The 12,057-nt window shown below is 73.5% G+C and carries 9 protein-coding genes and 1 tRNA gene; 2 read left to right on the forward strand and 8 right to left on the reverse strand.

Annotated elements, in window-relative coordinates:
• Positions 1–169: 169 nt before the first annotated feature.
• The 7 genes from rho to ACXJKG_RS13820 all read right to left on the reverse strand — a co-directional run bounded on the left by rho (position 170) and on the right by ACXJKG_RS13820 (position 10,174).
• The gene (gene rho, locus ACXJKG_RS13790; RefSeq protein WP_456846326.1) at positions 170–2,041 is read right to left on the reverse strand and encodes a transcription termination factor Rho; all 1,872 of its coding nucleotides are present in this window, start codon (positions 2,039–2,041) and stop codon (positions 170–172) included.
• A gap of 370 nt (positions 2,042–2,411) precedes the next feature.
• Entirely contained in the window at positions 2,412–3,362 is a 951-nt protein-coding gene (gene thrB, locus ACXJKG_RS13795) for a homoserine kinase (protein ID WP_456846318.1), read from the reverse strand.
• 9 nt (positions 3,363–3,371) lie between these two features.
• Positions 3,372–4,463: a threonine synthase gene (thrC, locus tag ACXJKG_RS13800; RefSeq protein WP_456846319.1), complete on the reverse strand. Its 1,092-nt coding sequence runs from the start codon at positions 4,461–4,463 to the stop codon at positions 3,372–3,374.
• Positions 4,463–5,785, reverse strand: a complete 1,323-nt coding sequence (locus ACXJKG_RS13805) for a homoserine dehydrogenase (protein WP_456846320.1) — start codon at positions 5,783–5,785, stop codon at positions 4,463–4,465. Before ACXJKG_RS13805 ends, thrC begins: the two co-directional genes overlap by 1 nt.
• Before the next feature lie 91 nt (positions 5,786–5,876).
• A complete protein-coding gene (gene lysA / locus ACXJKG_RS13810; protein ID WP_456846321.1) occupies positions 5,877–7,223 on the reverse strand; it encodes a diaminopimelate decarboxylase in 1,347 nt (448 codons plus the stop codon).
• Positions 7,220–8,899, reverse strand: coding sequence for an arginine--tRNA ligase (argS, locus tag ACXJKG_RS13815; protein ID WP_456846322.1), 1,680 nt, complete (start codon positions 8,897–8,899; stop codon positions 7,220–7,222). The genes lysA and argS overlap by 4 nt, the downstream gene beginning before the upstream one ends.
• 21 nt (positions 8,900–8,920) lie before the next feature.
• Positions 8,921–10,174: an MFS transporter gene (locus ACXJKG_RS13820; RefSeq protein ID WP_456846323.1), complete on the reverse strand. Its 1,254-nt coding sequence runs from the start codon at positions 10,172–10,174 to the stop codon at positions 8,921–8,923.
• A 115-nt stretch (positions 10,175–10,289) separates the two neighbouring features.
• On the opposite strand from ACXJKG_RS13820, the gene ACXJKG_RS13825 reads away from it, so the two are divergent.
• A complete protein-coding gene (locus tag ACXJKG_RS13825; RefSeq protein WP_456846324.1) occupies positions 10,290–10,940 on the forward strand; it encodes a FadR/GntR family transcriptional regulator in 651 nt (216 codons plus the stop codon).
• A 51-nt stretch (positions 10,941–10,991) separates the two neighbouring features.
• Positions 10,992–11,067, forward strand: a tRNA-Arg gene (locus tag ACXJKG_RS13830).
• Between the two features lie 105 nt (positions 11,068–11,172).
• Here ACXJKG_RS13830 and ACXJKG_RS13835 read toward each other — a convergent pair.
• On the reverse strand, positions 11,173–11,883 hold the full coding sequence (locus tag ACXJKG_RS13835) for a hypothetical protein (RefSeq protein ID WP_456846325.1): 711 nt from the start codon (positions 11,881–11,883) through the stop codon (positions 11,173–11,175).
• Between the last annotated feature and the right edge of the window lie 174 nt (positions 11,884–12,057).

Raw genomic sequence — 12,057 nt, forward strand, 5'->3', positions numbered from 1 at the left:
GGTGCACTCGGCGACGGGAGGCAGCGCTCGGCGACACGCGACCGCGCCGGGCGACGGGAGGCAGCGCCGGGCGACCGGAGGCCGCGCTCGGCGACAGCACGCGACCGGAGCGGACGCGCGACGGCCCCGCGCTCCCGGAGGAGGGCGGGGCCGTCGACGAGCGGGTCGGTCAGTCGTTGCCCGGCGTCGTCTTCTGCACCTGCAGCAGGAACTCGACGTTGGACTTGGTCTCGCGCAGCTTGCCGATGAGCAGCTCGATGGCCTGGGTCTGGTCGAGGGCGCCCATGACGCGGCGGAGCTTGTAGATGATCTTCAGCTCGTCGTGCGGCATGAGGATCTCCTCGCGGCGGGTGCCCGACGCGTTGACGTCGACCGCCGGGAAGATGCGCTTGTCGGCCAGGCCGCGGGAGAGCCGGAGCTCCATGTTCCCGGTGCCCTTGAACTCCTCGAAGATGACCTCGTCCATCTTGGAGCCGGTCTCCACCAGCGCCGAGGCGAGGATGGTGAGCGAGCCGCCGTGCTCGATGTTGCGGGCCGCGCCGAAGAACCGCTTGGGCGGGTACAGCGCCGAGGCGTCGACACCACCCGAGAGGATGCGGCCGGACGCCGGGGCGGCCAGGTTGTAGGCCCGCGAGAGGCGGGTCAGCGAGTCGAGCAGCACGACGACGTCCTGGCCCAGCTCGACCAGGCGCTTGGCGCGCTCGATGGCCAGCTCGGCGACGATCGTGTGGTCCGAGGCGGGGCGGTCGAAGGTCGAGGCGATGACCTCGCCCTTGACCGTCCGCTCCATGTCCGTGACCTCTTCGGGGCGCTCGTCGACGAGCACGACCATGAGGTGGACCTCGGGGTTGTTGGTCGTGATGGCGTTGGCGATCTGCTGCATGATGATCGTCTTGCCCGCCTTGGGGGGCGCGACGATGAGGCCGCGCTGGCCCTTGCCGATGGGCGCGACGATGTCGATCACGCGCGGCGAGAGCTTGCCCGAGTCGCTCTCCAGGCGCAGGCGCTCCTGCGGGTAGAGCGGCGTGAGCTTGTTGAACTCGGGGCGCACGCGGGCGCCGTCGGGCTCCAGGCCGTTGACCGAGTCGAGGCGGACCAGCGCGTTGAACTTGCTGGGCCGGTTGCCCTGCGCCGGCGGCTGCTCGCCCTCGCGGGGCTGGCGGACGGCACCGGTCACCGCGTCGCCGCGTCGCAGGCCGTAGCGCTTGACCTGGTTCAGCGACACGTAGACGTCGTTCGCGCTGGGCAGGTAGCCCGTGGTGCGGACGAACGCGTAGCTGTCCATCAGGTCGAGGATGCCGGCGACGGGGAGCAGGACGTCGTCCTCGTTCACCTCGATGTCGTCGAGACCCGCGAGCTCGCCGGCGCCCGGCCGACCACGCGTGCCGGGGCGCTTGCGGTCGCGGTCGCGGTAGCGGTCACGCGAGCGCCGACGACGACCGCCGCGCTCGTCGAGACCGTCCTCGTCCTGCTCGCGGCGCTGCTGGGTGGCCTGCTGCGCGTTGCCCTGCGGCGCGTTGGCGCCCTGCTGGCGGTTGCCCTGCTGGCGGTCCTGCTGCTGGTTGCCCTGCTGGCGGTCCTGCTGTCCGTTGGACGCCTGGCCGTTGGCCTGCGCCCGGTCGCCCTCGTCGTCCTGACCCTGGGGGGCTCCGGCACCGCGGCCGGCCCGGCGCGAGCGGCGCTCACCGGAGACACCGCCGACGGCGTCGGCCGCACGTGCGGCGCGGTCGTCGCGGGTCTCGACGGGCGCGAGCTTGGCGTCGAGCGCGGCCTCGAGGCCGGCGAGCGCGTCACCGCGAGGCGCCTGCGACGGTGCGCGGTCCTGGACCGGCGTGGAGACGGGCTCGAGGTCGAGCTGCGGGGCCTGGACCCGCGGTGCGCGGGTACGGCGGGCCGGAGGGGCGTCGGCCACTGCGACCGCCTCGGCGCGGCGCGGCTCGAGCGCCTGCGGCCGGGTGCCGCCACGCGCGTCCGAGATGGCCTGGACGAGGTCGCCCTTGCGCATCTTGGAGGTGCCCTTGACGCCCAGGTCGGACGCCATCGCCTGCAGCTCGGGCAGGCGGAGCGCCGAGATACCGGCGCTGCGGGCGGACCCGCCGGACGTGCTCACGGCGGGTTCGATGATGTCTGTCACGAAGGACCCTTCCCCTCGTCGGTGACCGGGACCCGATGGTTCGGGGATCGGTCGACGTCCGGTCGCGGTGACCGAGACGGTGCTGGAGCCACACGCGCTGCGTACGACGACGTCTGCGCACGGTGGGCTGGATCGTTCCCGGGTCGTCTACTCACTGTGAGGTGGCCGGTCAGGTCGACACGGGCCTCCGGAGGACGAGATCCGGGGAACGCATCGATGTTATCACTGTCGGCTCTGCCACCCGGCCGGGTGAACGACTGGGCTGTACTTCACCCGGTCAGGTCACCCTCTGGACGGTGGCGCCCTCGCGGTCGACCGGGAGCGGCAGGATCTGCCAGCCGCCCATCGCACCGCCGAACGCGGCGCGCACGGCCTCGTCGGCGTCGGTGGCGACGACGCCGTCGGCCCCGGACGTCGTCCCGAGCCGCCGCGCGAGCACCAGGACCGTGGGCCCGGCGCCGGACACGACGGCGGCGACCCCTTGGGCCCGGAGGACGTCCACCAGCGCGAGCGAGCCCGGCATCACCGGGCGCCGGTACTCCTGGTGGAGCCGGTCCTGCGTGGCGGCGAGGAGCAGGTCGGGACGGCGGCCGAGGGCCTCGACCAGCAGCGCTGCCCGGCCCGCCTGGAACGCGGCGTCGGCGTGCGGCACGGTCGCCGGCAGGACGCCGCGGGCGGCCTTGGTGGACAGGTGGTGGGGCGGCACGATCGCCAGCAGCGCCACGTCGTCGTGCACCGCGAGGTCGACGGCCCGGAACCGGTCGTCGCGCCACGCGAGGGTCGCGCCGCCGAGCACCGCGGGGGCCGCGTTGTCGGGGTGGCCCTCAATCCGGGCGGCGAGGTCGAGCGCGACGTCGTCGGACAGCGCGTCCGGCTCGGCGATCAGGCCGCGGGCCGCGACGATGCCGGCGACGACCGCGCCCGCGGACGACCCGAGCCCCCGGCCGTGCGGGATGCGGTTGTGGCACACCAGGTGCAGGCCGGTCTGCGAGGCGCCCACGAGGTCGAGGGCGGCGCGCAGCGAGCTGACCACCAGGTGCTGCTCGTCGTCGGGGACCTGCCCGGCGCCCTCACCCGTGACCTCGACCCTCACGCCCGGCGAGCCGAGCGCCCGCACCTCGAGCTCGTCGTACAGCCCGAGCGCGATGCCGAACGCGTCGAACCCCGGGCCGAGGTTGGCGCTGGTGGCGGGGACGCGGACGCGGACGTGGTCCGCCCCCAGGCGCATCGCGGGGCCTCAGTCCAGGCCGAGGGCGGTGGCGATGGACACCACGTCCGAGGAGATCCGCACCGGCACGACGTCGCCGCCGTCCGGGGTGCGCAGCGCCCACTGCGGGTCCTTGAGCCCGTGCCCGGTCACCGTGATGACGATGCGCGCGCCCGCGGGCACGCGGCCCTCGTCGCTCAGGCGGAGCAGGCCGGCGACGCCCGACGCGGAGGCGGGCTCGACGAAGATGCCGACCTCGGCCGAGAGCACGCGGTGCGCCCGGAGGATCTCCTCGTCCGTGACCGCCTCGATGAGCCCGCCCGACACGTCGCGCGCCTCCTCGGCCTGCCGCCACGAGGCGGGGTTGCCGATGCGGATCGCCGTGGCGATGGTCTCGGGGTGGTCGATCGGGTGGCCCTTGACGATGGGCGCGGCGCCCGCGGCCTGGAAGCCCCACATGATCGGCGTCCGGGTGGCGACCGCCGTGTGCTCCGCGCCGGCGTCGAGCCCCGCGTACTCGCGGTAGCCCTTCCAGTACGCGGTGATGTTGCCGGCGTTGCCCACCGGCAGCACGTGGATGTCCGGGGCGTCGCCCAGCGCGTCGACGATCTCGAACGCGGCCGTCTTCTGGCCCTCGATGCGGTCGGGGTTGACCGAGTTCACCAGCTCCACCGGGTACGCCTCGGCGAGCTTGCGGGCCGCGACCAGGCAGTCGTCGAAGTTGCCGTCGACCTGCAGCAGCGTGGCCCCGTGCGCGACGGCCTGGCTGAGCTTGCCCATCGCGATCTTGCCGTCCGGCACCAGCACCGCGCAGACCATGCCGGCGCGCGTGGCGTACGCCGCCGCCGAGGCGGAGGTGTTGCCGGTCGACGCGCAGACCACGGCCTTGGCGCCGCGACCGGCCGCGGCCGACATCGCCGTCGTCATGCCGCGGTCCTTGAACGAGCCGGTCGGGTTCATGCCCTCGACCTTGATGAACACCTCGGCGCCCGTGCGCTGCGAGAGCGTCGGCGACGGGACGAGCGGCGTGCCGCCCTCCCCCAGCGTGACGATGCGCTCCTGGACGTGGGCGGGCAGGCGGTCGGCGTACTCGGCGATGACGCCGCGCCACTGGTGGGCCATCAGGCTCCCTCGACTCTCAGGACGGACACGACCCGGCGGACCACGTCGAGGCCGGCGATGGCGTCGACGGTGCTGCGCAGGGCGTGCTCGGGGGCGACGTGCGTGGTGATGACCAGTCGCGCGAAGTCGGCGTCGGGCGTCTCGCTCGCCGGCGACTGGCGCACGGCCTCGATCGACACGTCGTGCGACGCCAGGACCGCGGCCACCTGCGCGAGGACGCCGGGACGGTCCGCGACCTCCAGCCGGACCTGGTACCGGGTCCGCGCGGCGGCCGCGGGCAGCACGGGCAGCTCGGCGTACCGGGACTCGACGGGTCCCTTGCCGCCGAGCACGCGGTGCCGGGCCACGGAGACGACGTCGCCGAGGACGGCCGACGCGGTGGGCTCCCCGCCCGCGCCGCGCCCGTAGAACATGAGCTCGCCGGCGGCCTCGGCCTCGACGAACACCGCGTTGTAGGCGCCACGAACTCCTGCCAGCGGGTGGCTGGAGGGGACGAGCGCGGGGTGCACGCGCACCTGGACGCCCTCGACGCCGTCGGCGCTGCCCCGCTCGGCGATGGCCAGCAGCTTGAGGACGTAGCCGGTGCGCTGCGCCCACAGGACGTCGTCGGCGGTGAGCGACGTGATGCCCTCGCGGGACACGTCGTCGATGGAGACGCGCGTGTGGAAGGCGAGCGAGGCGAGGATGGCCGCCTTGGCCGCGGCGTCGTACCCCTCGACGTCGGCCGTCGGGTCCGCCTCGGCGTAGCCCAGCGCCTGGGCCTCCTTGACGGCCTGGTCGAGGTCGAGACCCTCCGACGCCATCTTGTCGAGCACGTAGTTGGTGGTGCCGTTGACGATGCCGAGCACGCGCGTCACGCGGTCCCCGGCGAGCGACTCGCGCACCGGGCGCACGATCGGGATGGCGCCCGCGACCGCGGCCTCGAAGTACAGGTCCACGCCCGCCTCGTCGGCAGCGGCGTAGAGGGTCGGACCGTCCTGTGCGAGCAGGGCCTTGTTGGCGGTGACGACGGACGCGCCGCCGGCGATCGCCCGCAGCAGCAGGCTCCGCGCCGGCTCGATCCCGCCCATGACCTCGACGACGACGTCGGCGCGCTCGACCAGCGACTCGGCGTCGGCCGTGAGCAGCGCACGGTCGACGACCGCGTCGCGGGGGGCGTCCACGTCGCGGACCGCGACCCCGACCAGCTCGAGCGACGTCCCGACCCGGGAGGCGAGGTCCGACGCCTGCGTCGTGAGCAGCCGCACGACCTCCGTGCCGACGACGCCGCAGCCGAGGACGGCGACGCGCAGGGGCGGGTGGGCGGGCACGGGCGAGGGCACGGGGTGGCCTCCAGTCGGGTCGGGCGGGAGCGCCCCCAGGATAGGGGTGCGTCCAGGCGCTGGGACGCGCGGTCCGACCGGTGAGCCGGGGTCAGCCGAGGTCGAGCGCGAGGAGGTCGTCCTCGGTCTCGCGGCGGACCAGCACGCGGGAGGTGCCGTCGGCGACCGCGACCACCGGCGGGCGCGGGACGTGGTTGTAGTTGGACGCCATCGACCGCCCGTAGGCCCCCGTGGCCGCGACGGCGAGCAGGTCACCGGCGCGGACGTCGGCGGGCAGCTGCACCTCGTGCACGACGATGTCGCCACTCTCGCAGTGCTTGCCGACGACGCGTGCGAGCACGGTGTCCCCGCTCGCGAGCCGGCCGACGATCTCCGCGTGGTACTGCGCGCCGTAGAGGGCGGGCCGGATGTTGTCGCTCATGCCGCCGTCGATCGACACGTAGGTGCGGGTGCGCCCGTCCTCGATCCGGACCGGCTTGACGGTCCCGACCGTGTAGAGGGTCAGACCGGCGGGGCCGACGATCGCGCGACCGGGCTCGATGGAGAACCGCGGCAGCGGGGTCCCGAGGTCGGCGGCGCTGGACTGCACCGACGACGCGATGTCCTTGGCGATCCGGTCCGGGTCCAGCGCGACCTCCCCCGGCAGGTAGGCGATGCCGTAGCCGCCGCCGAGGTCGACCTCCTCGACCAGCACCCCGGTCCGCTCGGCCAGCTGCGCGCGCAGGGTCAGCACGGCGCGCGCGGCGACCTCGAAGCCCGACGGGTCGAGGATCTGCGAGCCRATGTGCGAGTGGATGCCGAGCAGCCGCAGCTCGGGCCGGGCCAGCACCGCGAGCAGCCCCTGCATGGCCGGCGAGTCCGAGCCGTGCCCCGACGCGATCGAGAGGCCGAACTTCTGGTCCTCGTGAGCGGTCGAGATGTACTCGTGGCCGCCGGCATGCACGCCCGTGGTCACGCGGACCATCACGGGGGCGGGGCGGTCGACGGAGGCGGCGTCGGCGACCCGCTCGATCTCGACCAGCGAGTCGACGATGATCCGGCCGACCCCGGCGTCGAGCGCGCGGGCGATCTCCGCGTCCGACTTGTTGTTGCCGTGCAGGCCGATGTCCGCGCCGGGGACGCCCGCCCGCAGCGCGACGGCGAGCTCGCCGCCGGTGGCCGTGTCGACGCGCAGGCCCTCCTCGTGCACCCAGCGGGCGACGGCGACGCTCAGGAACGCCTTGCCCGCGTAGTAGACGTCGACGCCCGCGCCGATCTCGGCGAACGCCGTCTCGAACGCGCGCCGGTAGCCGCGTGCCCGCGAGCGCAGGTCGGCCTCGTCGAGGACGTAGGCGGGCGTGCCGTGCTCGGCTGCCAGGGCGCGGACGTCGACGCCGGCGACGCTGACGGCACCGTCGGCCGACCGGCGGACGCCGGTCGACCAGGGCTCCCCCGTCACATGCGCTCCGGCGCGCTCACGCCCAGCAGGTCGAGCCCGTTGACCAGCACCTGGCGCACGGCGTCGTTCAACCAGAGGCGTGTGCGGTGCACGTCGCCGACTACCTCGTCGCCGAACGGCGCGACGCGGACCTGGCCGTACCAGGTGTGGTACGCCCCCGCGAGCTCCTCGAGGTAGCGCGCGACCCGGTGCGGGGCGCGCAGCTCGGCGGCCTGCGCGACCACCCGCGGGAACTCCGCGAGCTGGCCCAGCAGCACGGAGTCGCTCTCGTGGTCGAGCAGCGAGGCGTCGAACCCGTCCTCGCGGCGGACCCCGGTGGCCTCGGCGTTCCGGTCCACCGAGGCGGACCGGGCGTGCGCGTACTGCACGTAGAACACGGGGTTCTCGTTCTTGGCGCTGCTGAGCAGGTCGAGGTCGAGGTCGATGCTCGAGTCCGCCGACGAGCGCGCGAGCGCGTACCGGGCGGCGTCCACGCCGACGGCCTCGACCAGGTCGTCGATGGTGACGACCGTGCCGGCCCGCTTGCTCATCCGGACGGGCGCGCCGTCCTTGACCAGGTTCACCAGCTGCCCGATGAGGATCTCGAGGTTGACGCCGGGCGTGTCCCCGAACGCCGCGCAGATCGCCATCATGCGGCCGATGTACCCGTGGTGGTCGGCGCCCAGCATGATCACGACGCGGTCGAACCCGCGCTCCCGCTTGTCCAGGTAGTACGCGATGTCGCCCGCGATGTACGCGGCCTCGCCGTTGGACCGGATGATCACGCGGTCGCGGTCGTCGCCGAACGTCGTGGTGCGCAGCCAGACCGCGCCGTCGGCCTCGAAGACGTGCCCGAGCTCGCGCAGGCGGGCCACGGCGTGGTCCACGGCACCGGACCTGTGCAGCGAGTCCTCGTGGAAGTAGACGTCGAAGTGGACGCCGAAGTCCTCGAGGGACTGGCGGATCTCGGCGAACATGAGCTCCACGCCGCGTGCCCGGAAGGCCTCGTTCGCCTCGTCGTAGGGCAGCGTGCGCGGGTCGGGCTCACCGGCGGCGAGGGCGTCGGCCACCACCTGCTCGGCGATCTCCGAGATGTAGTCGCCGCCGTAGCCGTCCTCGGGCGCGGGATTGCCCAGCGCGCGGGCCAGCAGCGAGCGCGAGAAGCGGTCGATCTGCGCGCCGTGGTCGTTGAAGTAGTACTCGCGCGCCACGGTCGCGCCGGACGCCTGCAGCACGCGCGCGAGGCTGTCGCCGACCGCGGCCCACCGCACGCCGCCGATGTGCAGCGGCCCGGTCGGGTTGGCCGAGACGAACTCGAGGTTGAGCGAGACACCGGCGAGCGTCTCGTTCTGGCCGTAGGCGCCGGCCTGCTCGACGACGGAGCGGGCGAGCTCACCGGCGGCCGCGGCGTCGAGGCGGATGTTGAGGAAGCCGGGGCCGGCCACCTCGACGGCCGAGACACCCTCCGTGCTGGCCAGGCGCCGCGCGAGCTCCTCGGCGAACGCGCGCGGGTTGGTGCCGGCCTTCTTGGCCAGCTGCATCGCCACGTTGGTGGCCCAGTCCCCGTGCTCGCGCTGGCGGGGTCGCTCGAGGTGCACGGTCGCGGGGATCGCGGCGGGGTCGAGGGCGAACGTGCCGTCGTCGACGGCGTGCACGAGGGCGGCCTTGAGGGCCTCGGAGAGCTGGGCGGGAGTCACCGGAGAAGGGTACCGAGCGTTTCAGGCCGGTTCCGGACCCAGCATGGTCGGCCGGCAGGCGAACCAGGCGGCCACGAGCAGCAGGGCCAGCAGCGCGAAGAGCACGACGAACGGCTCGGTCCACGAGCCCGTGGCGTCGTGCAGGATCCCGATCCCGACCGGCCCGACGATCGCCAGCCCGTACCCGAGCCCCTGCACCATGCCCGAGAGCGCGACGGCGATGGCGGGTGTCCGCGAGCGCAGGCCGATCAGCGCGAGCTGCACGGGGAAGGCACCCGGCCCGAGCCCGATGAGGATCATCCACAGCGCCGTCGCCTGGGTGGGAGCAGCCAGCAGCCCGGCGTAGCCGACGATCCAGCACGCGACGAAGCCGACGATCAGCGGGTACGGGTTGCGCATCCGGGCCGTGAGGATCGGCGCGAACAGCGCGGCGGGCAGCCCGACGATGGCGAACACGGCGAGCCAGCGCCCGCCGACGTCGGTGCCCAGCCCGGCGTCGGCAAGGATCTGCGGCAGCCACGCGAACAGCACGTACGTGCCGGTGGTGTTGGCGAAGAACGTGAGGACCAGCGCCCAGCCCAGGCGCGAGCGCCACACGATGCGCGTCTCGTCGCCACCGGCCCGGACCAGCGCGGCGGGACGATCGCGGCGGGGCGACCGTCGGACGATCTCCCGCAGGTGGGCGCGCGCCGACACGGACCGCGCGACGACGACCACCCACGGCACGACCGCGCCCAGCCCGACGACCGCCCACACGCCGACCGCCCACCGCCACCCCGCGGTCTGCGCGAGCGGGACGGCGACCAGGGGCRGGACGGCGGTGCTCACGCACAGGGCCACGGAGTACGACGCGGTCACGGCGCCGATCCGGTCCGGGAAGTAGCGCTTGACCAGCGGCGGCAGGAGCACGTTGCCCATGCCCATGCCGGCCAGCGCGATGACCGACCACCCGAGGAACGCGGGTGCGGCCCCCGACAGGGCGCGCAGGATCTCGCCGGCCGCCGAGAGCAGGAGCGCGAGGATCATCGTCGGCTCGAGCCCGAGACGACGCGCGATCGGGCTGGCCAGCGAGCCGAAGATCGCGAACGACGCCACGGGGATGGTGCCCAGCAGCCCCACCTGCGTCGCACTGAGAGCGAAGTCCTGGCGGACCACCCCGATGATCGGCGAGACGGCCGCGACCGCGATGCGCAGGTTGAGCCCGACCAGGACGATGCCGGCGAGGACGACAAGGCGGCCGCGCCAGGGCGCGAGCGAGGGCGTCGACGGGTCCACAGACAACTTTCCGGTAGGCCAGGGCGCGTCCCGCAGATCATCCGTACGGGGGTCTGGCGTGGACCGACCCGCCGGTGTTGACTGCACCGCATGCCTGGACACGGAGCCTAACCGGATGGTGCGACGGACCGGACTGATCGACACCGCGGTTGCCGAGCTCCGCGGCCGGATCGAGTCGGAGCAGTGGCCGGTGGGTTCCCGGATCCCACCCGAGCCCGCCCTCGTCGACCTGCTCGGCGTCGGCCGCAACACGGTGCGCGAGGCCGTGCAGTCGCTGGTGCACGCCGGCCTGCTCGARCGTCGCCAGGGCTCGGGCACCTACGTCCTGTCCCGCTCCGAGCTGGCGGTCACCATGGGCCGGCAGATCGCCGACGCCCGGCAGCGCGACGTCGTCGAGGTGCGCCGAGCCCTCGAGGTGGAGGCCGGCCGCCTGGCCGCCCGACGCCGCTCGGCCACCGACGCGGCGGGCCTCCTCCAGCGTCGCGACGAGCGCGCCGAGGCCTATCACGCAGGCGACCTGGACGCGATGGTGTCGACCGACCTCGACCTGCACCGCGCGATCGTCCGCGCGACCGCCAACCCCGTCCTGGTCACCCTGTACGAGAACCTGCTCGACGCGATCGGCGAGAACATCCGCTTCAACTTCGTCACCGACACCCACGGCCACGACGCCCACGACGTCCTGGTCGAGGCCATCGTCGCCGGCGACGACGGCCGGGCCGCCAGCGAGACCACGCGCTACCTGTCCGCGCTGCTGGGCGAGTGAGCGACGGCTGGTAGTGTCGTGCACCGCATCGACCCCCGGGCCGGTGCGAACGCCCGCGTAGCTCAGTGGATAGAGCGTCTGCCTCCGGAGCAGAAGGTCGAAGGTTCGAGTCCTTTCGCGGGCACCATCTGAACTGCAGGAACGTCCGGCCGTGTCGCCGACGTGTCGCTAGGGCCAAGACCTGCGGCCACTCCTGGGCCGCGCGAGCAGCCGCTCGGCGCGAAGTTGGCCGTCAGACGTTCGGGGTCACGCGTGGCGCGAGGACGAGGACCGCGTTGCCCCCGGATGTGCTCCAGATACCCACTGGGTAACCGATCGTCGGCCGAAGATCGCGCCAGGCGCAATGCTCGGCGGACCAGGTCCGCCCAGTACCGTCGGCCGCCTCGATCGTCAGTTCACGCTGCCAGGGCGCCCCGGCGAAACCGACGATCCAGCCGTCTGTGCGCACGCCTTCATCGCCTACTCCACGAACGGCAGCTCTGCGCCGTATCGCGAGCCGCCGAGCCCGCAACGCCACGACCAGTTGCCCGACTGCGCCGATGCTCGTGACAGCGGCAGCAATCAACCACGGTGCGCCCATGCCGATTGTCAGGCTCCAAGCCCCCAGCATCCAGGCGGCGGTAGCGACGCTGTAGGCCAGGCCGTCCGTGCGGGTCCCGCCAATGGCCAGCGCGAGGAACGCCCAGGCGGCGACGAAGGCCAAGCCAGCGAGTGCCACGACAGGCCGCCAGTCAGACGTCGAGACGGTGGTCCACGTCGCAGCAATCAGGGCCGCTCCCACCACCACGCCGCCGGGCACGACCCACCCCGGTCCAGGGTCCATCGACCGCTCGAGGTCCGACGGCACCGCGAACGTGTCCATCCACTGCCCGACGACAACGACCGGAACGGGCGCATTCCCCGGCCCGAGATCGGGCCGGGTCTCTCGAGAATTGGCGGGCACGCGCCGATGGTGGCGTGCTCGCGTCCTGTTGTCGACGACCCCTCCGTGGCGCGCCGTCGCCGGAGTGACCAGGCGCGGTTCCGGCCGACGCAAAGACAGCATTTGGGTTGAAGTGCCAGTCACGATTGCCGCCGGCGTTGCTGCAGCCACTCTCGTCGGGCTCCTCGACTGCGC

Source organism: Cellulomonas sp. P5_C6 (genome assembly GCF_054049635.1).

Excerpts from the sequence above, each read along its gene's own strand:
- rho (WP_456846326.1), bottom strand. The coding sequence starts at position 2,041 with ATGGCGTCCGACCTGGGCGTCAAGGGCACCTCCAAGATGCGCAAGGGC.
- thrB (WP_456846318.1), bottom strand. The coding sequence starts at position 3,362 with ATGCGCCTGGGGGCGGACCACGTCCGCGTCCGCGTCCCCGCCACCAGC.
- thrC (WP_456846319.1), bottom strand. The coding sequence starts at position 4,463 with ATGGCCCACCAGTGGCGCGGCGTCATCGCCGAGTACGCCGACCGCCTG.